We start from the raw sequence: 22,715 nt of genomic DNA, 5'->3' as shown, positions 1-22,715 counted from the left end.
AAACCATATTTATAGTTTTAGTCTTTTTAAATAGATTCATAATTGATTGCAACAGTTTTTCCAGGTACTATTTTTGTCTTTGTAAAAATAACTTTTTCTTCGGTAAATTTGTTTTCATGAAGTGTAGTGATTGCTAATTCGCCCATTAATTGAAAATTTTGTTGAATAGTTGTCAAAACTGGTCTAGTGATTTGTGTTAATTCAGTACCATCAATAGATATAATTGATAAATCATTGGGAATATCTAAATTGGCATCTTTAGCGCTATTTAATAAACCAATACTGATAATATCAGCAGAACCAATAGCTGCTGTAAATGGAAGAGGAAGTCCAAAATGTTTAATTGTTTCTAGACCTGTTTGATATGAAAGTGTAGTTCCCCAAATGAAGTCTGGATTATACGAAATGCCATGTGCAGCTAATCCATCGATAAATCCTTGCCTTCGTAATTGTGCAACAATAGGAAATTGACTTGAGGAACCAATTAATGCAATTTTTTTATGACCGTGTGAAACAAGATAGTCTACAATTTTTTTCATCATTACGTAGTTATCAGAGGAAATAGATGGTATTTGACTATCCAATTGATTTGAAATACTTAGTAACTGAACTTTGCTGTTTATTAATAATTTGAAGACGGCAGGGCTCATATCAATAGCTAACATAAAAATAGCTAATATTTGTCGGGATAAGAGCGATTGAACAGTTTGAATTTGCTGGCTTTCGTTGACATCAATAAACGTGATCAACAATTCATAACCAAACTCATGCGCTTTATTTTGCATGCCTTTAATAATTTCATCGGCGAAATTCGTGTGTTCAATGGGAACTAATATACCAATAATACGACTTTTTTGTTGTGATAAATCAGCTGCAGATTGATTTTTAAGATAACCCATTGAATGGGCTAGCTCACGTACTCGGATAGCTGTATCCTCATTAAAACGACCTCGATTAGTTAATATTCGAGATACAGATGCGGGAGATAGTCCAGCTTTATTTGCAATGTCTTTAATAGTAATCGCCATACTCAATATTATAACCTAAAACTTGTTGACAAACTAATTGAAAGCGGTTACAATATAATTGCGTAAACGTTTACTCATAAATAATTATATTATAAGCAATGAGGATAATAGCTATGGAAAAAAAGAAGCGGTGGCAGAAATCTATCATCTATCAAATATACCTGAGAGGTTTTCGAAATAGTGATGGAAGAGAGAAAATACCTTGAATGCTGTGGAAGCTAGTTTATTAAATCCTATTTACCAATTTTGATTAGTTATTATAGTGTTATGAGATTGATTTGCTGATTCTATAATAAGCGGAAGTGTATCAAGCTAATAATTTTCATACAATCAAATGTAAGCGGTTACTTAAACTAAGGAGAATACAATTGTTAAATAGTAAAATGCAGAAAAAAGGTCAGTTACCAATGCTGACTAGTATGCAATTATTTTTGATGACATTTGGTTATGCAGGTGTCCAGGTAGCTTTTTCAGTACAAACTGGCAATATGGGAAGAATATTTCAAACGTTAGGGTCTGATCCAACAAAACTAGGATTTTTCTTCGTATTACCACCGTTGGCTGGCATGGTTACACAACCATTGATTGGTTTATTTTCAGATAAAACTTGGATCCCAAAATTAGGACGGCGAATGCCATATTTAATTGGTGGATGCTTGGTATCTTTAATTGTTTTATTGTTATTGCCTAATACAGGTTCATTTGGATTTGGTTACGGCTCATTGACTGCTTTGTGGTTTGGTGCTATTACAGTATTGTTTATGGATCTATCAGCTAACGTGTCAATGCAACCATTTAAAATGATTATTCCTGATATGGTTAATGAACAACAAACAGATAGAGCTTGGAGTTTACAAAATATTTGGGGGAGCCTTGGTGGCGTAATTGCGTTTGTTTTTCCATTTTTATTGACATCACTAGGTGTGGCAAATACTGCAGATCGTGGTGTAGTACCAGATTCGGTTAAAATTTCTTTTTACGTTGCGGCAGCAATATTATTATTATCTACAATTTTTACAATTATGAATGTGAAGGAGTATGATCCAGAAACATTAGCATCTTATCATGGTTTTCAAGCAGATAATAAATCTCACGAGTCGATTATCGATATTCTAAAACATGCGCCGAAAGTTTTTTGGACATTAGGCATTGTTGAATTCTTTGTATGGTTTGGTATTCCTTATATGTGGACTTATTCAACAGGAGCATTATCAGAAAATATTTGGAATGTTTCTGATCCTGCTTCTGCTGGCTATCAAGCAGCAGGCAATTGGTTTGGTATACTGCAGGCTGTATATTCAGTAGTTGCTATACTAGTTGGTTTGTTATTTCAACGTTTGACTAATAAAACGCGCAAAATGGCCTTTTTCTTAAGTTTGATTATCGGCGGACTAGGATTTATTGTTGTTGCATATGGACATACGCATTTAACGTCACTTATTGGTTTTATTTTTATCGGAATAGGATGGATGGCGTTAATTTCTATTCCATTTACAATATTAACAAATGCTTTAAATGGTAAACATGATGGTGTTTACCTCGGACTATTCAACTGCTTTATCTGTATCCCTCAAATTGTTGCATCTGTAGCAAGCTTTGCTATTTTTCCAGCAGTTGGTAAGTCGATGGCTCATATGTTAGCTATTGCAGGTATATTTCTGATTATTGGAGGATGCTTAATCTGGATTGTTAGAGAAGAAAAAACACAAGTGAATTAAACACAAAAAAGGAGACATAGAAATGACAGAAAATATTAAATGGTGGCAAAAAGCAGTCGTTTATCAGGTATATCCACGTTCATTCCAGGATGCAGATGGTGATGGTATCGGTGATTTGAAGGGAATTGAACAAAGATTAGATTACATTGAAAAATTAGGTGCAGACGTCATTTGGTTAAATCCAATTTATTCATCCCCGGATAAGGACAATGGCTATGATATTTCAAATTATGAAGATATTAATGTAAAATTTGGAAATATGCTTGACTTTGATCGATTGCTTGCTAAAGCTCATGATAAAAATATTAAAATTGTAATGGATTTAGTTGTTAATCATACTTCGGACCAACATGATTGGTTTATTGAAAGTCGCTCTTCAAAAGATAATGACAAGCGTGATTTTTACATTTGGAGAGATCCCGTAAATGGACATGAACCAAATAATTGGGGTTCCTTTTTCTCAGGACCAGCGTGGAAATTCGATGAAAAAACAGGTCAATATTATCTACATTTATTTGTGGAAGGGCAGCCAGATTTAAATTGGAAAAATTCAGAGGTACGTCAAGCTGTATTTGATATGATGAATTTCTGGGTTGATAAAGGTATCGATGGATTTAGAATGGATGTTATTTCGCTGATTTCAAAACCTGATGGTTTACCTGACGGTGAGGTGCCTGATGGTGGTAAATATGGTAACTCAGATAAAGCTGTTGCTAATGGGCCACATGTTCATGAATATCTGCAAGAAATGCGTCAGCAGGTACTTAATCGTGCTGACATGATGACAGTGGGTGAAGCTTCCGGTGTAGATATTCCCAATGCTATCAAATATGCAAATTCGGATAGTTCTGAATTGAATATGGTATTCCAGTTCGAACACATGGGGCTTGATAATAATCCTAATCCTGCTTTAGGGAAATGGTATGATAAAAAAGTTTCATTGATTAGCTTAAAAGAAAACTTGTCAAAGTGGCAAAATGAATTAACTGATAAGGCATGGAATTCGTTATATTGGGATAACCATGACCAGCCACGTGCAGTGAGTCGGTATGGCAATGATAGTGAGGAGTATCGCGTTATTTCTGCTAAAATGGTTGCGACATTATTGCACTTTATGCAAGGAACACCATACGTTTATCAAGGTGAAGAAATTGGTATGACCAATGCCTATAATTTGCAACGTGAAGATTTTGATGATGTTGAAATTAAAAATGCCTTTAAATATTTGATTGATAAAGATCACCTTGTCGATGAAGATACCATGCTGAAATATGTTCACGCCAAAGGCCGTGACAATGCACGAACGCCAATGCAGTGGGATAGTACAGAAAATGCTGGTTTCACAACAGGTAAACCATGGATCAAGCTAAATGCCAACTTCAAAAAAATCAATGTTTCGCAAGCGTTAGCTGATCCCGACTCGGTATTTTACTATTATCAAAAATTAATAAAATTACGGCATGAATTAGCAATTATAACAACGGGGAAGTATCAGCTACTAGATCCTGATGATGCGCAAATTTATGCCTACCGTCGAGTTGGAAAAGATGAACAATTATTGGTCATTAATAACTTTACAATGCAAACAATTGATAGAGACTATGATGTGCCAGCAGGAGCTGAGATATTGATTAGCAATTACAATGACGATGCGGGACGTTCTTTGAGGCCATATGAAGCAAAAGTATATCGCTTTGCTAACAATTGAAGATTATAATAAAAAGCTTTTTTGTAAAATTATCTTACAAAAAAGCTTTTTATTTTTATTATTGCCCGATAGGGCAATAAGATTGCACTTTAGTACGATGTTTGCATCAAGGGCTACTGGTATAGTCAATAATATAGACTAAACTGAAGGATGGTTTTCAAATGGGGAAACAACTCGCAAAGTTAGGTATGTGGATATCACAGCATGCCAAACTGACAATAGTAGGATATTTTTTAACAGTAGCTATTGCTATTATAGTTGCACTAAGCTTTGGGTTTAGCTTTGACGGCGCAAGTATGGCTATTAAAGGATCTCAGTCTGAAAAAGCAAATATCTTAATGGAAAAAGAATTTCCAAGTACTAAGCAAACTGGTGGACAAATACAAATTGTACTGCACTCTAAGAATGGTGAATCATTAACTGCTGACGAAAATCAACAGGTAATGACAGATTTATTCCAAGATATTCAAAAAAATAAGCATGTTAAAATGGTTATATTACCAACAATTCTTAATAGTTATAGTAAGGATGGAATGACTGCAACAGCTCGAGTAATGTATGAGCAGAAAGGTGATGATGTTTCTGCTCAAACAGTTGCTTCTCTGGAAAAATCAATTAGAATTACCAAAAATAAAAAAATTCAAACTGAACTAACATCTAATGATGTCGCAATATCAGGATTAGATAATGGTGAAAAAGCTGAGATTGTTGGTTTAGCTGTTGCGTTTGTTATTTTGGCTGTAACATTTGCTTCTTTACTAGTTGCAGGAATCCCTATTGTCTCAGCTATATTAGGTCTTGTCGTCGGTATGATGCTAGTTTTAATTTCAACTAATTTCTTATCTGTAGCAACCTTTTCCATGTCTTTGGTCGGCATGATGGGACTAGCTGTTGGTATTGATTATGCATTGTTCCTAATTTCTCGTTATCGTCAAGAATTACAAGAAAATAGTAAGCAGGAAGCCTTATTAACTGCCATGTCTACGGCTGGAACGTCTGTTGTATTTGCTGGAGCAACAGTTATTGTTGCATTGTTAGGCATGACAGTTCTTGGAATTGATATGTTGTCAGTCATGGGTATTACAGCAGCGATGGCCATTGTGACTGCCATATTAACATCATTAACGTTTGTTCCGGCTATGTTAGTATTGCTCGGTGATCGCGTTACAGGTAAAAAGCCTAATCGTTTATTATCAGTATTTAGCAAGATGAGAATTCACGGTGGTTGGGGTAAGTTCGTTACCAAGTATAAATTGGTCTTGACTGTTCTTGTTATCGCAATTTTAGGTATAGCAGCAATACCATTTGCGCATATTAATCTGGGATTGCCAAACGATTCAGTTAAGTCTGAAAAATTAACTGAACGACGTGCATATGATTTGTTAACCAAAGCGTATGGTAAAGGGAGTCAGGCAACTTTAGTTGTTTTGGTAAAAACTTCAGAACAACAAGATATTCAAAAAGTTACTAATGATATCAAAAAGTTAAGTAATGTAGCTGTAGTTTCACAAGCAACACCAAGTAAACACAATGACTATCAAATGATTACAGTTCAGCCAAAAACTGATTCTAACGCTGTAAAAACAAAAGACTTAGTACAAAATATTCGTGATTTAGAAAAGAATAACAACATGCCAAGCCTTTATATCACAGGTGCTACAGCGATTAACATTGACATGTCTGATGCTTTGATGACAGCCTTACCTAAGTTTGCCATTTTGATTGTTGTGTTTGCTTTTGTTCTATTGACTGTAGTATTCAGATCATTGCTCATTCCAGTGGTTGCTGTAGCAGGATTTATCTTGTCATTGGGTGCAACACTTGGATCAATTGTCTTTATTGTTCAAGATGGACACTTTATTAATTTGGTTGGTATTTCAACTAAGGGCGCAATTCTTAATTTCTTGCCAGTATTGGTTATAGGTATTATGTTCGGATTAGCGATGGATTATGAAGTATTTTTAGTCAGTCGCGTTCGTGAAGAATATATGAAGAAGCAAAATACAAAACAAGCAGTTATTACAGCAATGAAGGATAGTGGACCAGCCGTTGTGGCGGCAGCATTTATTATGATGGCAGTGTTCTCTGGATTTATTTTTGCAAGTGATGCTACTGTAAAATCAATGGGACTAGTACTAACTGCAGGAATATTATTTGATGCCTTACTTGTACGTTTGATTCTTGTTCCGGCAACAATTGCTCTATTTGGTCATACAACTTGGTATCTGCCTAAATGGTTAAATAAAATATTACCTCGCGTGAAAATTGATTAATATAATAAACAAAGACTAAGCTATAATATATGAAAGCCTAGTCTTTTTTTGAAAGGGAAAATATGAAGATAGATATTGAAACAGAAATTAGGAAACATATTTTGCTTCTTTACAGGTGGCCGATGATATTTTGGAGTCTGATGATGTATTTTTTAGCCTTTTATTTAAGAGGCCTTTCAGACTCACTACCTAATATGTACACCGTAGCTTTTTTTATACTATTTTTTGCTCAAGCAGTGATTAATTTTAAAAGTATTAAATTGATTGCATTTAATAAATTTTTGTTTATTCTTTCTGAAATTATTATTATTGTTATTTCAGGTATTTTGATTACTCCAGGAGAAACTGTACTTTATATGAGTATGTTGCCAGTAATCGGTGTACAAATTATATCATTGTATGATATTAGATTAAAAACACTTTTATTTATATTAGCACCGGCGCAAATTTTAGTTATGTTTATACAACTAATAGGAAATGGATTCTTTTTGGCATTTATGGCGTTAGAGGCTTCTGTATTTCTTAATACGATTATATTTTTAGCTTGGCGATCTTACCACCGACAAGTAAGCCAAATGATTAAAACAAAACATCTTTTAGAAGAACTTCAATTAACTTATACAGAGGTTAAAGAGATATCACAACAAAATGAACGAAGCCGTATAGGACGAGATTTACATGATACCTTAATGCAGGGATTAGCAGGTGTTACAATGCAGCTAGAAGGTATAAAAGCATTATTATTAAATAATAAATTAGATAGGGCAATACAAGAAATTGATAAAACAATTAACTTATCGAGAAACTCGCTAAAAGAAGCTAGAGCAGTAGTTTACGATATGAGAACCAATAGTGTAATTGATGGTGATTTATATGATCGTTTAAATCAATTAGGAAAAGTTTTTTATGAGAATTACGGTTTGAATGTTAATATTAAAACGAGTACAGAAATAAAATTACCACATGACTATTTAGAAGAAATATTAAAAATTATTTCTGAATCACTGACAAATATTGTGAAACATGCCAAAACGGATGTTGCAATTGTAAAAATATCGTTCCAAAATTATCTGGCAATTGAAATTGTTGATTATGGTGTTGGTTTTAATGTAAGTAATGGCGAACGAAAAGAAAACCACTTTGGGCTAAATGCAATATATGAACGCGTTGAAATGCTGAATGGACAGGTTAAAATTGACAGTCACATTGGAGAAGGCACTAAAGTAAACATTTCTTTTCCAGCAAAATTAAGGTGGCAAAATGACAAGTAAAATTATGATTGTTGACAATCACTTTATTATTCGAGAAGGCCTGAAGTTAATTTTTGAAAGCAATGAGCACTTCGATATTACTTATGAAGCCAGTGACGGTGAAGAAGCAATTAAGATTCTTGAAGTGGAAAAACCAGATTTGATATTGTTAGATATTAAAATGGCCAAAATTGATGGTTTCGGCGTTATGAAATACTTACAAGATAATCAGCCTCTGGTCCCAGTGGTCGTATTATCAACAGTCGATAGTGCTAATCAGATAAGGCAAATGTTGCGCTTGGGTGCTAAAGGGTATCTTTTAAAAGATGCTAGTACAGAAACAATTTTTAACACGGTGCGTAATGCCGTACAGGGAAACGTAATATTGCAAAGTCAAATTTCAAATATTGTGTTTGATCAAGAAAGGGCTACTCAAGAAGAAGTGACACCTTATGGTTTGAGTAATACAGAAATTAATATCTTATGTTATCTTGCAAAAGGATTAAAGATTAGAGAAATTGCTTTACAGCAATATTTGTCAGAACGAACTGTCAAAAATCATTTGACATCAGTTTATACAAAAATGAATGTTTCAACTGGCGTAGAGGCTGTGGCATTAGGTGTTAAAAGGAATATCATTAAAATTTAAGTGAATTAAAAAAGCAACATTCTTCGAATGTTGCTTTTTTAATTCATTTATGTTTCTTGAGAAAGGGTTTCGACCAACATCTCTTCCTCTTTGGTGAGTACGTGATTTTTTCTAAATGCGACACTGCCTATAAACGAAGGTTGTACTTTATCAAGAAGCGGTAAAACAATAATGTCTGATGATGTTGGCTTTACAATATTAGTTAAAATAGCTACACCGAGATTTTCGCCAACCAAATTCATGAGAAAATTAATGTCGTTTGTTTTCATAAAATAATTAGGTCGAAAACCAGCTTGAGAACTCATTTCTCTGATTGCTTGGTTGTGAATAAAGCTAGAATCTAATGAAACAAATTGTTGTTCTTTTAGCTCAGAAAAAAATATTTCTTTCTTTTGTGCTAGATCATTTTTCTTTGAAATATAAACACAAAAATTAGATTGAATAAAAGGCATAATTAATAGATCTTTTTCTTGTGATTGATTCAAAGAGCCTAATAGAGCAATATCTATGTCACCGTCAATTAAAGCTTTTTTTAAATTATTTGATCCGGACTCATAAATACTCATATTGTTAATATTGAACTGTTGATCGAATTGTTTTGTGGCGACCGCAATTTTCGCAAAATATGCCCCTTTTAGGATGGGTGGTAAACCAATTGTTGTCATATGAGTTTTCAGATGATTAAGTTCATGTTGAGCACTGGAGACTTCGGTTAAGAGCGCAATTGCATGCTGATATAATTGTTCACCGGCAGGTGTAAAAGTTAGTTGAGATTGTGCAGTGCCTCTGATAACCAATTTCATACCAAAAAAGTTTTCTAAACGTTTTAAAGCACTGCTAATGGAGGGCTGACTAACGCCATAATATTGAGCAACTTTTGTAAAACTTTTCTTAATATATAATTCATTGAAATATTTAAAATCTTCTAATTGCATTTTAAACCCTTCTATATCAACATTTTATAGTTATATATAAATATATTTTATAACTAATGTTTAATTTGACTATAAAACAATTGCACGTGTATAGTCAAGGCTGTTGTTAAATAAATGATGAATTTCTCGGAGGAAACACAGATGACGATACAAGGTTATGAAATCGTACGTAATCCATTTTTAAATAAAGGCACAGCCTTTACACTAGAAGAACGTGAAAGTTTAGGTTTAATTGGTACTTTGCCAAGTAAAATTCAAACAATTGAAGAACAAAGCGAACAAGCATATCAACAATTTCAATCAAAAACAAAATTGCTAGAAAAACGCATCTTTTTGATGAATCTTTTCAATGAAAATGTGACTTTATTCTATCATTTAATAGGTCAACATGTTGCAGAATTTATGCCAATTGTCTATGATCCAGTTGTTGCGGATTCGATTGAACAATACAATGAAATATTTACTAACCCACAGAATGCTGCATTTTTATCAGTTGATCGTCCAGAAGATGTTGAAAATGCTTTAACAAACGCATCTGCGGGTAGAGATATTAAATTGGTGGTTGTAACCGATGCTGAAGGTATTTTGGGCATGGGTGACTGGGGTGTTAATGGTGTTGATATTGCAGTAGGTAAGTTGATGGTGTATACGGCTGCGGCTGGTATTGATCCAGCTGCTGTTTTGCCAGTTAGTATTGATGCTGGAACTAATAATCAAGCGTTATTAGATAATCCTTTGTATTTGGGCAATAGGCATGCGCGTATTACTGGTGAAAAGTATCTTGAATTTATAGATAATTTCGTTACTGCCGAACAAAAATTATTCCCAGAATCACTATTACATTGGGAAGATTTTGGTCGTTCAAATGCGCAAGTAATTTTAGATAAGTATAAAGATAATATTGCAACGTTTAATGATGATATCCAAGGAACAGGGATGATTGTTTTGGCGGGTATATTCGGAGCATTAAATATTTCAAAAGAAAAGTTGGTTGACCAAAAATTTGTAACTTTTGGTGCAGGAACAGCTGGTATGGGTATTGTTAATCAGATTTTTTCAGAATTAAAGCAAGCTGGTTTATCTGATGAAGAAGCACAGAGCCATTTCTATCTTGTTGATAAGCAAGGTCTACTGTTTGATGATACAGAAGGGTTAACTGCTGCACAAAGTCCGTTTACTCGTTCACGAAAAGAATTTCTTAATTCAGAGCAGTTGAACAATTTGGAAGCAGTCGTGAAGGAAATACGTCCTACGGTTTTGATTGGTACTTCGACACAACCAGGCACATTTACAGAAGCAATTGTTAAAGCAATGGCAGACAATACTGAACGTCCAATTATTTTCCCCTTATCAAATCCGACAAAGTTAGCTGAAGCAACAGCAGAAAACTTGATTAAGTGGACCGATGGAAGGGCACTTGTTGCAACAGGTATTCCTGCAGCTAATGTAGTCTATAAAGGCGTGACTTATAAAATTGGGCAAGGAAATAACGCTTTGATTTATCCTGGGTTAGGTTTTGGCTTAGTTGCTTCAACAGCTAAGTTGTTAACACAGGAAACAATATCAGCGGCAATTCACGCACTTGGTGGGCTAGTTGATACAGATGAACCTGGGGCAGCTGTATTGCCACCCGTTTCAAATCTAACTGAGTTTTCACAAAAAATTGCTGAAGTTACAGCACAAAGTGTAGTTGAACAAAAACTTAATCGTGAAACAATTACTAATCCAAAACAAGCTGTGCGAGATGCAAAATGGTCTGCAGAATATTAAATGAGGCAGAGGGAAAATGACAAAAATCAAAATTAGTGGTGTGAGTTTACCGCTTTATATCATAATGATGATTATATTAGCAGGTACAATCGCACTAAATAAACTACCACTTAACATGCTGGGACTAACATTATTGTTAGTTTTACTTGGTCACTTATTTTATTATATTGGTAATATCCTACCAATCTTTAAATCGTACTTAGGTGGTGGGTCAGTTTTTACCATTTTTGCATCAGCTGCACTCGCTACGACTGGTGTGATTCCTGCTAATGTCGTAAATGCCACTAAAATATTTTTAAATGATCAAGGATTGCTGGATTTTTATATTGCTGCATTAATTGTTGGTGCGATTCTGGGCATGAACCGTAACTTATTATTGAAAGCTGCTGTGAGATTTATTCCAGTATCTTTAGCAGCAATGGTTATAGGATTTTTCGCTGTTGGACTAGTTGGTATGTTACTTGGTCTTGGATTTGGTCATTCGGTTATGTTTGTTTCTATGCCAATGATGGCAGGTGGTATTGGTGCGGGAGCAGTGCCGTTATCTCATATTTATGCACAAGGGTTAGGGGTGAGTTCAGCAACCATGTTTTCGCAATTAATCCCTGCTGTTACTTTGGGAAATGTTATGGCTGTTATTGGTGCAGCCTTGATTTCTAAGGTTGGCGCTAATAGTAAATATGATGGGCACGGTGTTTTATTGCCAATTAGTGATGATGAAAAAAACAAACCCATAAAAAACCTTGATGCAACACGTATCGGGGTCGGTATGCTGTTAGCTTTTTCATTTTTCTTGATAGGTACAATTTTAAATAGCTTTGTACCAAAAGTTCATGCGTATGCCTTTATCATTATTTTGGTTATTATTGCTAAAGCATTCAACTTAATACCACAGAATCTAGAGGATTCCGTCGTGATGTTTAACAAAGTAATCATGGATAATCTGACTCATGCTGTCTTAGCAGGAATTGGTTTAGCATTAATTGATCTACATGTTCTGGAACAATCTATGACATGGAAGTTTGTTATTTTAACATTGACAGGTGTTGTTGTCATGGGACTTGCAAGTGCTTTAATTGGTAAGTTATTTGGTCTATATCCTGTTGAAGCTGCTATTGCTGCGGGAATGAGCGATAATAGCATGGGTGGAACTGGTAATGTTGCTGTACTGTCAGCATCAAATCGTATGAACATGATAGCCTTTGCTCAAATGGGCAACAGAATGGGTGGCGCTATTGTTTTGATTTTAGGCGGTATTTTAATTCATTATTTGCATTAAATAAGATTAAGTTGTGTACAATATTGTACACAACTTTTTTTATTTAAAAACTTTTATTTTTGTTATTGTAAACGCTTTCATTATGAGTTATACTTAAAACATAAAGTTGGGTTGTTACCGTTACCATGTGGTAATGGGCAAAACCAAATAATAGGTATACTATGTCATGTCTAGTATTTAAGAGTGATGGAGTACTATTATTTGGTTTTTTATTTTTGAAATTTAGGAGTGAACCATGCTGGTAAAGAGGATTTTTAATAATAATGTTTTGCTAGCTGAAAGTAATGGGCAAGAATTAGTTGTCGTTGGTCGAGGCGTAGGATTTGGACAGCAAATTGGAAATGAAGTCGCTGCTAATAAAGTCGAAAAAACATATTATCCGCAAGACGAAAATTGGACGCCGATGTTTAATGAAATGATTGAAACAATTTCGTCTGATTATGTTGAAGTTGCCTCACACATTATTTCAATGGCTGAAAAGAGATTGGGTGGATCGTTTGATGGCTATTTGTTAATTGGTTTGGCAGACCATATACAATTTGCAGTGGAACGTTTGCAAAAGAAGTTACCTATTAAAAATGAGTTGCTTTGGGAAACAAGACACTTTTATCCTGATGAATATGAGTTAGGTCAAATGGCAGTAAATTTTATTGATGAAAGAGTAAAGGTGAAGTTACCCGAAGACGAAGTTGGATTTATTGCTTTGAAATTTGTCGAAAAAAGGGCAGGACCAAATTACAATGAAAAAGCAACAAATATGACTGATTTAATTGAAGGGGCTTTGACACTAATTCGCCATGAATTGTTACCGGCTATCGATTCATCAAACTTAAATTATCAAAGGTTGATTGTTCATTTACGATTTTTTGTGGAGCGATTATTAGATGATCAACATAACCAATCAAATGTAAATCATTTTGATGACGTAATGGCACAACATTTATCGGATAATTTACAAAAAAAGTATACTGCATCATATCAATGTGCGCAGGATGTTATTAATTACTTTGAAAAACAGACAAATAGGTCAACAGGTGTTAATGAGCAAATATATCTAACTATGCACTTACAGAGAATAGTTGACTCATCTAGTTAAGTAAATAAGGGATTGTAACTATTAAATTAGGCAAAACCCAAGAGGTATCATTTTATATGGTGTCTTTTGGGTTTTCTTTTACAAAATAACGAGGCAGAAAAATGGATTATGAAATTTTAGCTAATCATATTTTAGCAGGTGTTGGTGGTAAAGAAAACATTGGGAGTGCTTGGCATTGTGCCACACGCCTACGTTTTAAACTAAAAGATGAAAGCAAAGCTAAGACAGAAAAAATTGAAAACATGGATGGTGTCATTACTGTAGTTAAATCGGCAGGACAATACCAAGTTGTGATTGGTAACAATGTTGCCAAAGTTTTTGAGCCCTTGGCAGAAGCTATTGGATTATCACAAGAAAACTCAGTAATGGAAAAGGAGGAAGAAAAGTCTAAAGAAAATATTATTAATCGATTTATTGGTTTTATTTCTAGCGTTTTTACACCTTTCTTGGGTGCAATGGCTGGAACAGGTGTTTTAAAAGGTTTGTTAGCTCTAGTTGTTACCTTGGGGTGGCTACAAGAGTCTAGCGGCACTTATCAAATTTTGTATGCTGCAGGAGATGCATTTTTTTACTTCTTACCGGTTTGGCTGGCCTTCACTGCCGCTGCACATTTAAAAGTGAATCAATTTGTGGCTGCTGCTTTAGCTGGGGCACTATTGTATCCTAACTTAATCACATTATTGGCTGGTAGCAAACCAGTGACATTCTTTGGTATTACGGTTGTCGGTACGACATATAGTTCAAGTGTTATTCCCATTTTGTTAGCAGTATGGTTGCTGTCCTACTTGCAACCAATTTTGGATAAGTTGTTCCATGAATCAATTCGTAATATATTTACACCTATGGTTAGTCTAATGATTATGGTGCCGCTAACTTTGCTTGTAGTTGGACCCTTAGGTACTAGCGTTGGTACACTACTATCTTCCTCTGTCGAAAGTGTTTACCGTGTGGCTCCATATGTGGCTGGTGCTGTTATGGGTGCACTATGGCAAGTGTTTGTGATCTTCGGTGTACACTGGACCTTTGTCCCTGTTATGACTAACAATATTAGTCAATTAGGATATGATTATCTGTTGCCAATGCTGAGTGTCGCTGTACTAGCACAATCTGGTGCAGCATTAGGCGTTTTCCTTAAAACAAAAGATACTAAAATGAAATCATTAGCAGGATCATCAGTATTAACTGGCGTGTTAGGTATTACAGAACCTGCTATCTATGGTGTTACATTGAAACTAAAGAGACCGTTTATTTTTGCAACAATTGCTGGTGGTATTGGAGGTGCTATTGCTGGTGGCGGTGGTGCGCATGCCAATGCTTTCACATTACCAAGCCTACTAGCTTTGCCAACCTATTTAGGGAAAGGATTTATTAGCGTTGTGACCGGCTTAGTTATTGCCTTTGTTCTATCAGCTGTAGCAACTTATTTCTTTGGTGTACCTAGTCAACCACAAAGTAATGATGAGAAAAACTTTAAAAATAATGCTTCGATTCAAGATAATCTAGTAATTGCACCGATATCAGGGACAATTATTCCGTTAGAATCAGTAAAGGATCAAGTTTTTGCCAGTGGTGCTATGGGAAAAGGAATTGCCATTGTGCCAAATGACGATAAGATTATTTCACCAATAGATGGTACTGTAGCAGCTATTTATCCTAGTAAACATGCAATTGGATTAATTTCATATGGTGGTGTGGAAGTACTCATTCATGTAGGCATTGATACGGTTCAGTTAAACGGGAAGTATTTTACTCAATTAGTTGAGCAAGGGCAAAAAATTTCCGTTGGGACACCCTTAATAACTTTTGATCGAGAAGCAATTCAAGAAGCTGGATATGATACAACGGTCATGGTGATCATCACAAATACAGCTGACTATAAAATAACAGAAACTGAAGAAACTATCGCAGATAACAATTGGCTATTGCAATTAAAGGCATTATAAAAGAGGAGCGTTTATTATGTATCATAAAGAAAAAATCACAGAATTCCCAAAAGATTTTCTATGGGGAGGAGCAACTGCAGCTAATCAGGTTGAAGGTGCATGGCAAACAAATGGGAAGGGATTAACAACTGCAGAGGTCGTCAGAAAAGCAGACGATAGACGACACGGATCCATGGGAGACGTTAATGAAGTCACACTACAGGAAGCCATTAACGATAATTCGGATGAGCATTACCCAAAACGCCGAGGGGTAGATTTCTATCATCATTATAAGCAAGACATTGCGTTATTTGCTGAAATGGGCTTTAAAGTATTTCGTCTTTCAATTGCATGGTCACGTATCTTTCCAACAGGGCTTGAAGAAGAACCAAATGAATCTGGACTAGCTTTTTATGATCGTGTATTTGACGAGTTAGAAAAGCATCATATTGAACCATTAGTGACCCTCTCTCATTATGAAATGCCTATTGAATTAACAAAACGGTACAATGGTTGGCTAGGTCGTGAGGTTATAGGCGCATTTAATCACTATACAGAAGTTGTTTTCAAACGGTACAAAAGTCGCGTTAAATACTGGTTAACTTTTAATGAAATCAACACAAGTGCTTGGGGATTTCATGAGACAGGTGCAATTGATGGTGAATTAAGTGAGCAAGAACAACTGCAAATACGTTATCAAGCTGTCCATCACCAGTTTATAGCCAGTGCTATCGCTACTAAGCAATTAAAATCTATTACGCCCAATGCTAAAATTGGGTCAATGCTAGCGCGAATGCAAACATATCCAGCCACAGCTAATCCCGCGGATGTTCAGGCTGCACAAATTGAAGATCAGAAAAATTTGTTTTACACAGATGTTCAATCTCGAGGCGAATATCCTGAGTACATGAACCGTTACTTTGCTGACAAGGGAATTATTATTAATATGGAAGCAGATGACGAAGCTATTTTGAAGCAATATCCTGTTGATTTTATTAGTTTCAGCTATTACATGACTAATGTTACTAGTGCCGATGGTGTGCAAGATGGTATTGGTAACATGAGCCTTGGTGGACGTAATCCTTATTTGAAAGAGTCAGAATGGGGATGGCAAATTGATCCGATTGGATTGCGTATATCTTTGAATGCCTTGTGGGATCGCTATAGGAAGCCACTTTTCGTTGTTGAAAATGGTTTGGGGGCTGTAGATGAATTAACAGCAGATTATAAGATTCACGATGACTATCGAATTGACTATCTTCGTCTTCACTTGGAACAAATGAAAGAAGCTATTATTGACGGAGTTAATTTGATGGGGTATACGATGTGGGCACCATTAGATATAATTAGTTTTAGTACTTCTGAAATGAGCAAGCGTTATGGATTGATTTATGTTGATCAAGACGATGATGGCAACGGTTCATTGAAGCGATATAAAAAAGACTCATTTTTCTGGTATAAGAAAGTTATTGAAACTAATGGGCAAACAGTATAATAATGTTGAAGATTGCTAAATAAAGTAAATCAAGTGATTTGGATAAAATAAAAACCCGAAAAGTTAACGGGTTTTTATTTTGCTCCAAGAGTAATCCAATCACCTGAACTAGTAAATAAAGCTTTGCTTATTGAAGTATACTTAATTTACTCTAAGATGAATTTATGATAGTATAATTATAATGATAAGTATTTTTAAATAAATGAGGTTTGATTATGAGTGAAGTAACCAGTTTGATTACTAAACAATTAGATGCATTACTGACAGAGGAAACCAACGTGGTTTCTAATTTGTCCAATACTGCTGCATTGTTATTCCAAAATTATGAAGACATTAACTGGGCAGGATTTTACATCTATAATGAAGAGTCGAAAGAATTAGACTTAGGACCGTTTCAGGGTAAAGTAGCATGTATGCACATCAAGCCAGGATCTGGTGTGGTTGGCACTGCTTTTAGCGATTCTTCAAGTATTGTTGTCCCAGATGTTCATAATTTTCCAGGACACATAGCTTGTGATGCTGATAGTAACTCAGAATTAGTTGTGCCAGTATATAAAAATAAAAAAATCTATGCCATAATCGACATTGATTCACCACTTTTAAATCGCTTTAGTGAGATTGATAAATCCGAAGTGGAGGAACTTGCAGAAACCTTAGCAAATCACATTTAACATCAAGTAGTTAAACAAAGAAGTAACTAAAACTCTAGTGTAATTTTTAGAGAACTTAGTTACTTCTTTATTTAGTTATCTAATAAATAGCTAGGTGTTGTGTCCTTAGTTATTCTAGGAGCTAACTATATGAATAATAGATAACATATATTATTGATTTTATTTATACAATAGTGTATAATGTTTCGGATACGCTTTTTGATTTTAAACAATTATTTACTATAAAAATTTAAAAATGCTGATTAGATTGCACCACTAACAAGGAGAAACTGTGTATGCAGGTTAATAAAATAGTTCATTTTATGCTTATTACGATAATTACATTGGTAGGTATATTTTTATTTACTAATAAAGTTAATGCGGAGACAACAAATAATTATAATATTGCAATTGATGGCAGTTTTGACGATTGGGTCGACAAACCCAAAACAGATATATTTTTTGATTACAATAATGGTAATGTAACAAAACAAGGTTCCTTTCTATCAGACGGGCAATATTTGTATATTTACATTGACATGGACCCTTACAACAAGGGACATAATTATCGTTTTCAAGGTAGTGGCTGGAACATCCAAGTTGGCAACAACATTACCAGTTTGAGTTTTACGGTGGATGGTGGTATATGGTCTCTTCAGGCTGGGCAAAAAGCAGCTATTAAATCTGTTTGGTCATGGAGTAACCAAAATCCTGATCAAATATTTATTAATCAAGAAATTACCGGAGCTACAGGATTTGTGGCTTCTGAAAAATCTAGTAATGGCTGGGCATACCATGATCGCGCGGAGATTAAAATTCCACTAAACGGTTTTCTAAAAAATCCTGATATAGTGCAGAGTATGACTATTTATGATACAGATAATATGGGACAGCAAAAAATCACCATAGCGGGTGCCGATACCGGAAGTAGCATGATTGTTTTAAGTGGATTCTTTTTAGCAATTGCAGTACTACTCATTGGTAAGCTGAAAAAAAGTAAGAAAGAGAGATCATTGACTTGAATATTTTCTTATTAATTGGTGTACTTATTTGGCTCTATACATTGTCTGTTTTCAAAAGAGCCAAGTTACCTGCTTTTTATTTTATTGTAGGTAGTATCGGGTTGTTTTTCATTCTATTTTTCATGAGTAAACCATATTTTATTTGGATAATGGTTCGTGCTGTATCCATAGGTTTATCAATTATTGTTCAACCGTTTAATTTAGCTTCAATCTCTTCAGACTATGGGTTAATTGCTATTACTCACGGGTTTAATTCAATGACAATGTCCATTGATTATGAATGTTCAGGTGTGATAGAGACCGCTGCGTTTTGGGGATTACTAACATTTTATCCAATGTATAAATCCAAGGGTAAAGTGGCACTGGCTTTGTATGGATTAGTTTGGATTTATACTGCGAATATTATTCGGTTGACTCTAATTGTACTAATTGTCCATAATTTTGGTACGGAATACTTCTTTTTAGCTCATTCAATTATTGGTAGAATTGTTTTTTATATCCTTGTTGTACTTTTTTACTACAGGGTCTTTACTTATACCTATCTATCAAAAAACAAAGAGGAGGTGTAAATGAACTATATATTTTTTTCAACGTTAAATCAAATGGGCTTTTGGATAACTTGGTTAGTTATTCCGATTTTAGTGGAGACACTTCCTGCTATTTTAGCCTTTGCTCGAATTTTCATCTTTACATTGCGCAACCATAATTCTCAAAAAGATTTAGATTTTTGGCCATATATCTCAATTATCGTGCCTGTCTATAATTCTGAGGATACATTGTATGATTGTGTGCAGTCGATTAATCAATCAACTTATCCAAGCGATAAAATTCAAGTTATATTAGTGGATAACCAAAGTACTGATAATAGTTTTAAAATTTTTCAAAAAACACAAAAAGATTTTCAACAATTAAATATTCAGTGGATGAAAACTGAAAAAGGCAAAGCACGCGCTTTAAATTCTGCTATTTATAATAGTACTGGTATGTATATTGTTAATATTGATAGTGATGGTATTTTAGAAACTAATGCTTTAAAAAATTTAATTAGCAAATTTGAAGGTGATATGACAATTTCTGCAATGACAGGATGCATATTAACACAGAAAGAATTAATTAAAAGAACCAAAAATTTACCATTGAAGTGGTTACAGCGATTAGAATACTTTGAATATGCTCAAGCATTTATTTCTGGTAGAAATACGGAATCACGCAGGAACCATTTATACACAATGTCTGGAGCTTTTTCCGGATTTCGTAAAGAAGCGTTGATGAAAACCTTCATGTATGACATATCAACTGTTGGTGAGGATATTGATATCACTTTTCAAGTCAGAGAAAAATCCAAAGGTAAGGTAATGCTTTGTGCAGATGCTTTCTTTTTTGTTGATCCAATTGAAAGTTGGAATAAATTATACATGCAGAGACAAAGATGGCAACGTGGTCAAATTGAAGTATCCCAAAAATTTTCTGGATATAAGCTAAATGTAAAAGCATTTTTCTCTAATTTCTTGGTGAGAAGATTAATTATTGATCATACATTTTTATTTTTGAAAACAATCTGGTTATTTGCTAGTATTTCTTTACTATTTTTGAACTATTCACCACTATTATTATCATTATCGTACCTATCAATTTATATTTTATATGTATTCATGAGTATTTTGGTTTACACGAACGTGTGTATGATGTTAAAAAGATTCCCTGCAGAGCGTAAATTTTATTTTGGGTTGTTTGATTGTGTGTTCTTACTGCCAATATACAATTTCATTTTATCTTGGGTACGTCTTATTGGTGTAATTAATACAGAATATTTTTCTTCTAAATGGACGACTAAGGACTACAAAGAAGAATTCACTACAGTTAAGAAAATTGTAATCAATGATCTTATGAAAATTAAAGGAGATAAGCAAAAATGAATTTAGTGGGAACTTATCGATTAAAGTACTATGTTCATGCTAGTCATGCGGTTAGATGGGAAAAAGGAACTGGCGAAAAACATGAACATTCTTGGGAAATCACTGTTGAATTTCAATCAACTGATGAACATATGATTGTGTTTGATAAAGTTGAAGATCTATTGGAAGAAATTTTTAAAACATATTCTGGCAAGTTTTTAAATCAAGTCGAACCATTTTTGACAATAAATCCAACATTAGAAAATATTACAAAAGGCTTTTTCAAATTAGTTGAGGAGCAAATAAGACCACTACACGCGCGATTAAACAGGTTAGAAGTAGGTGAATCGCCTATGAGATTTTATTATGTTACTAGAAATCAAGCGAGTGACAGTTATGAAAGCTAAGTTTTATACTTTTGGAAATAATTTTATTTTCATCCTATTCTATTTTCTTTTTGGCATTACTTATGTATCGGTGATTTTATCTGAAAATTTTATTTTGGGTGATAATTTAAAAAAAGGTACAACAACAACTATCGGACTAGTACTTTTTTTTCTGATAATATTAGCTGTGATAAGTTTAATTTGTTTTATCCCTAGAATAAAACAAATATTTACGTTTATTTTTATTCAACATAAAATGATTGCAGCAATAACTTTGTTTTTCTTTCTAATACTGGCGCAAATCTTGTTTGTAACAGTTTTTCATCCTAAAATTGGTTGGGATCCCTCGGCATTGGTAGGATCATTACATCATGTTGATGATGCTAACAATAAGGCGTATTTTAGTTTGAACGTCAATAACTTACCAATTTTACTATTTATGGAGGTTATTTCATCTGTATTTAAGTTAAGAACGTGGTTATTTTTAGACTATGTTACTATTTTTATGGTTGACGTTTCCATTATTTTTTCTGTTGCTGCTGTTTACACAATCAACAAAAAATACTTGGCACCTGCATTGTATATTCATATTTTTTTATTTGCTTTTTTCCCTTGGGTTATCGTTCCATATACTGACACCTGGGTTTTACCTTTTATATCTGGATTCTTATTTTTTTATTTTTGTAGTAAAAAAGTGAAGCAACCTTGGATAAAATTTACTTTATTAGTCGGTTTCTCTATGTGTGTATGCATAGCCTACTTTATAAAACCTTCGGCAATAATCCCTGCTATAGCTATAGTTCTGATAAGCCTTTTTAGTTTATTAGAACCAAAACTAAATCATACTTTGAAGATACGTAGCAAAATATGCATGTTTATAGTTGTATTGCTTACATTTATTTTCTGTTACACAATAATTCAAAATAAAGTCGATCAACAAACTTTTATCAGTGTGAATAAGGAACGCGCTATTCCGGCAATTCATTTTATGAATATGGGTATTTCTGGAGACGGTGGTTATAACCCAAAAGATACATTGAAAATGGGTGAATTAGCCACAAAATCTGAAAAAACTCAATATTCAAAACAAAGTTATTTCAAAAGATTGAAGGCGCTGGGACCTATTGGTTATATTCGCTTTTTAATTAAAAAACAAATAAATAATTCAGCAGATGGCTCATTTGCTTGGGGGAAAGAAGGTAGTTTTATTCAAGGAAAGCAAATTCCAAAGGCCACAGGAATAAAAAGAATACTTGAAGATTACCTTTATATTTATGGTGAAAAAGTTGCGAATTTTCGGTTTATTACTCAATTTATTTGGTTAATTATTTTAAGCTTTATATTTTTTGGTTGGCGTAATCGTTCTGAGGAAGTTCAAACAATCAGATTGGGTATTATTGGCGCATTCCTGTTTCTTCTTTTATTTGAAGGTGGCCGAAGCCGATACATAATCCAATTCTTACCATTATTTTTAATTGGGGCTACATTGCTAATTCCTGATACGAATTTAAGTATCAAACGAATTTTTAATATAATCTTACTGAAAAAATCAAATTATAATACTTAATTTGATTTTTTTGATATTGATTTTAATTGATAACGTTTTCAATTCTATTTTATAAACTTTTTAATAAATGAT

Annotated in this window: 18 protein-coding genes; 16 read left to right on the top strand and 2 right to left on the bottom strand. The window is 34.0% G+C overall.

Features of this window, described 5'->3' with window-relative positions; genetic code table 11:
* Positions 1-26: 26 nt before the first annotated feature.
* Positions 27-1,028, bottom strand: a complete 1,002-nt coding sequence (locus tag ESZ47_RS02905) for a LacI family DNA-binding transcriptional regulator (RefSeq protein WP_148604575.1) — start codon at positions 1,026-1,028, stop codon at positions 27-29.
* A gap of 368 nt (positions 1,029-1,396) precedes the next feature.
* Here ESZ47_RS02905 and ESZ47_RS02900 point away from each other — a divergent pair, with 368 nt between their 5' ends.
* The 5 genes from ESZ47_RS02900 to ESZ47_RS02880 all read left to right on the top strand — a co-directional run bounded on the left by ESZ47_RS02900 (position 1,397) and on the right by ESZ47_RS02880 (position 8,626).
* Complete coding sequence (locus ESZ47_RS02900; protein ID WP_148604573.1) at positions 1,397-2,746, top strand: SLC45 family MFS transporter; 1,350 nt, start codon at positions 1,397-1,399, stop codon at positions 2,744-2,746.
* A gap of 22 nt (positions 2,747-2,768) precedes the next feature.
* Positions 2,769-4,454: a glycoside hydrolase family 13 protein gene (locus ESZ47_RS02895; RefSeq protein ID WP_148604571.1), complete on the top strand. Its 1,686-nt coding sequence runs from the start codon at positions 2,769-2,771 to the stop codon at positions 4,452-4,454.
* Positions 4,455-4,615: 161 nt separating this feature from the next.
* On the top strand, positions 4,616-6,727 hold the full coding sequence (locus tag ESZ47_RS02890) for an MMPL family transporter (RefSeq protein WP_148604569.1): 2,112 nt from the start codon (positions 4,616-4,618) through the stop codon (positions 6,725-6,727).
* Between the two features lie 62 nt (positions 6,728-6,789).
* Positions 6,790-7,998: a sensor histidine kinase gene (locus tag ESZ47_RS02885; RefSeq protein WP_148604567.1), complete on the top strand. Its 1,209-nt coding sequence runs from the start codon at positions 6,790-6,792 to the stop codon at positions 7,996-7,998.
* Positions 7,988-8,626 carry a response regulator transcription factor gene (locus ESZ47_RS02880; protein ID WP_148604565.1) on the top strand — a complete coding sequence of 213 codons (639 nt, stop codon included), beginning with the start codon at positions 7,988-7,990 and terminating at the stop codon, positions 8,624-8,626. The genes ESZ47_RS02885 and ESZ47_RS02880 overlap by 11 nt, the downstream gene beginning before the upstream one ends.
* A 47-nt stretch (positions 8,627-8,673) precedes the next feature.
* Here the strand turns inward: ESZ47_RS02880 and ESZ47_RS02875 are convergent, their stop codons facing one another.
* Positions 8,674-9,561: a LysR family transcriptional regulator gene (locus tag ESZ47_RS02875; RefSeq protein WP_148604563.1), complete on the bottom strand. Its 888-nt coding sequence runs from the start codon at positions 9,559-9,561 to the stop codon at positions 8,674-8,676.
* Positions 9,562-9,702: 141 nt separating this feature from the next.
* Between ESZ47_RS02875 and ESZ47_RS02870 the strand changes: the two genes are divergently transcribed.
* From ESZ47_RS02870 to ESZ47_RS02820, 11 genes are all read left to right on the top strand, one after another.
* Positions 9,703-11,331, top strand: coding sequence for a malolactic enzyme (locus ESZ47_RS02870; RefSeq protein WP_148604562.1), 1,629 nt, complete (start codon positions 9,703-9,705; stop codon positions 11,329-11,331).
* Positions 11,332-11,347: 16 nt separating this feature from the next.
* On the top strand, positions 11,348-12,610 hold the full coding sequence (locus ESZ47_RS02865) for a 2-hydroxycarboxylate transporter family protein (RefSeq protein ID WP_148604560.1): 1,263 nt from the start codon (positions 11,348-11,350) through the stop codon (positions 12,608-12,610).
* Positions 12,611-12,845: 235 nt separating this feature from the next.
* Complete coding sequence (locus ESZ47_RS02860; protein ID WP_148604558.1) at positions 12,846-13,706, top strand: PRD domain-containing protein; 861 nt, start codon at positions 12,846-12,848, stop codon at positions 13,704-13,706.
* 101 nt (positions 13,707-13,807) lie between these two features.
* Positions 13,808-15,649 (top strand): beta-glucoside-specific PTS transporter subunit IIABC, encoded by a 1,842-nt coding sequence (locus ESZ47_RS02855; RefSeq protein ID WP_148604556.1) that lies wholly within the window; start codon positions 13,808-13,810, stop codon positions 15,647-15,649.
* Between the two features lie 16 nt (positions 15,650-15,665).
* A complete protein-coding gene (locus ESZ47_RS02850) occupies positions 15,666-17,123 on the top strand; it encodes a glycoside hydrolase family 1 protein (protein WP_148604554.1) in 1,458 nt (485 codons plus the stop codon).
* 215 nt (positions 17,124-17,338) lie between these two features.
* Positions 17,339-17,794, top strand: a complete 456-nt coding sequence (locus tag ESZ47_RS02845) for a GAF domain-containing protein (protein ID WP_148604552.1) — start codon at positions 17,339-17,341, stop codon at positions 17,792-17,794.
* Positions 17,795-18,069: 275 nt separating this feature from the next.
* Positions 18,070-18,795, top strand: coding sequence for a Firmicu-CTERM sorting domain-containing protein (locus ESZ47_RS02840; RefSeq protein WP_148604550.1), 726 nt, complete (start codon positions 18,070-18,072; stop codon positions 18,793-18,795).
* Positions 18,792-19,364 carry an exosortase family protein XrtG gene (gene xrtG / locus ESZ47_RS02835; protein ID WP_148604548.1) on the top strand — a complete coding sequence of 191 codons (573 nt, stop codon included), beginning with the start codon at positions 18,792-18,794 and terminating at the stop codon, positions 19,362-19,364. The genes ESZ47_RS02840 and xrtG overlap by 4 nt, the downstream gene beginning before the upstream one ends.
* Complete coding sequence (locus ESZ47_RS02830) at positions 19,365-20,711, top strand: TIGR03111 family XrtG-associated glycosyltransferase (protein ID WP_148604546.1); 1,347 nt, start codon at positions 19,365-19,367, stop codon at positions 20,709-20,711.
* Positions 20,708-21,097 carry a 6-carboxytetrahydropterin synthase gene (locus ESZ47_RS02825; RefSeq protein WP_148604544.1) on the top strand — a complete coding sequence of 130 codons (390 nt, stop codon included), beginning with the start codon at positions 20,708-20,710 and terminating at the stop codon, positions 21,095-21,097. Before ESZ47_RS02830 ends, ESZ47_RS02825 begins: the two co-directional genes overlap by 4 nt.
* A complete protein-coding gene (locus ESZ47_RS02820; RefSeq protein WP_244307550.1) occupies positions 21,057-22,643 on the top strand; it encodes a TIGR03766 family XrtG-associated glycosyltransferase in 1,587 nt (528 codons plus the stop codon). The genes ESZ47_RS02825 and ESZ47_RS02820 overlap by 41 nt, the downstream gene beginning before the upstream one ends.
* Positions 22,644-22,715 lie beyond the last annotated feature (72 nt).

The sequence above is a fragment of the Leuconostoc litchii genome (assembly GCF_008107645.1).
Taxonomy (GTDB): Bacteria; Bacillota; Bacilli; order Lactobacillales; family Lactobacillaceae; genus Leuconostoc; species Leuconostoc litchii.
The sequence above is the reverse complement of the archived record's forward strand: the minus strand, read 5'-3'. Positions and strand labels throughout refer to the sequence as shown.

Coding starts and splice junctions, on each gene's coding strand:
- ESZ47_RS02905 (WP_148604575.1), bottom strand. CDS start 1,028: ATGGCGATTACTATTAAAGACATTGCAAATAAAGCTGGACTATCTCCC.
- ESZ47_RS02895 (WP_148604571.1), top strand. CDS start 2,769: ATGACAGAAAATATTAAATGGTGGCAAAAAGCAGTCGTTTATCAGGTA.
- ESZ47_RS02890 (WP_148604569.1), top strand. CDS start 4,616: ATGGGGAAACAACTCGCAAAGTTAGGTATGTGGATATCACAGCATGCC.
- ESZ47_RS02885 (WP_148604567.1), top strand. CDS start 6,790: ATGAAGATAGATATTGAAACAGAAATTAGGAAACATATTTTGCTTCTT.
- ESZ47_RS02880 (WP_148604565.1), top strand. CDS start 7,988: ATGACAAGTAAAATTATGATTGTTGACAATCACTTTATTATTCGAGAA.
- ESZ47_RS02875 (WP_148604563.1), bottom strand. CDS start 9,561: ATGCAATTAGAAGATTTTAAATATTTCAATGAATTATATATTAAGAAA.
- ESZ47_RS02870 (WP_148604562.1), top strand. CDS start 9,703: ATGACGATACAAGGTTATGAAATCGTACGTAATCCATTTTTAAATAAA.
- ESZ47_RS02865 (WP_148604560.1), top strand. CDS start 11,348: ATGACAAAAATCAAAATTAGTGGTGTGAGTTTACCGCTTTATATCATA.
- ESZ47_RS02860 (WP_148604558.1), top strand. CDS start 12,846: ATGCTGGTAAAGAGGATTTTTAATAATAATGTTTTGCTAGCTGAAAGT.
- ESZ47_RS02855 (WP_148604556.1), top strand. CDS start 13,808: ATGGATTATGAAATTTTAGCTAATCATATTTTAGCAGGTGTTGGTGGT.
- ESZ47_RS02850 (WP_148604554.1), top strand. CDS start 15,666: ATGTATCATAAAGAAAAAATCACAGAATTCCCAAAAGATTTTCTATGG.
- ESZ47_RS02845 (WP_148604552.1), top strand. CDS start 17,339: ATGAGTGAAGTAACCAGTTTGATTACTAAACAATTAGATGCATTACTG.
- ESZ47_RS02840 (WP_148604550.1), top strand. CDS start 18,070: ATGCAGGTTAATAAAATAGTTCATTTTATGCTTATTACGATAATTACA.
- ESZ47_RS02830 (WP_148604546.1), top strand. CDS start 19,365: ATGAACTATATATTTTTTTCAACGTTAAATCAAATGGGCTTTTGGATA.
- ESZ47_RS02825 (WP_148604544.1), top strand. CDS start 20,708: ATGAATTTAGTGGGAACTTATCGATTAAAGTACTATGTTCATGCTAGT.
- ESZ47_RS02820 (WP_244307550.1), top strand. CDS start 21,057: ATGTTACTAGAAATCAAGCGAGTGACAGTTATGAAAGCTAAGTTTTAT.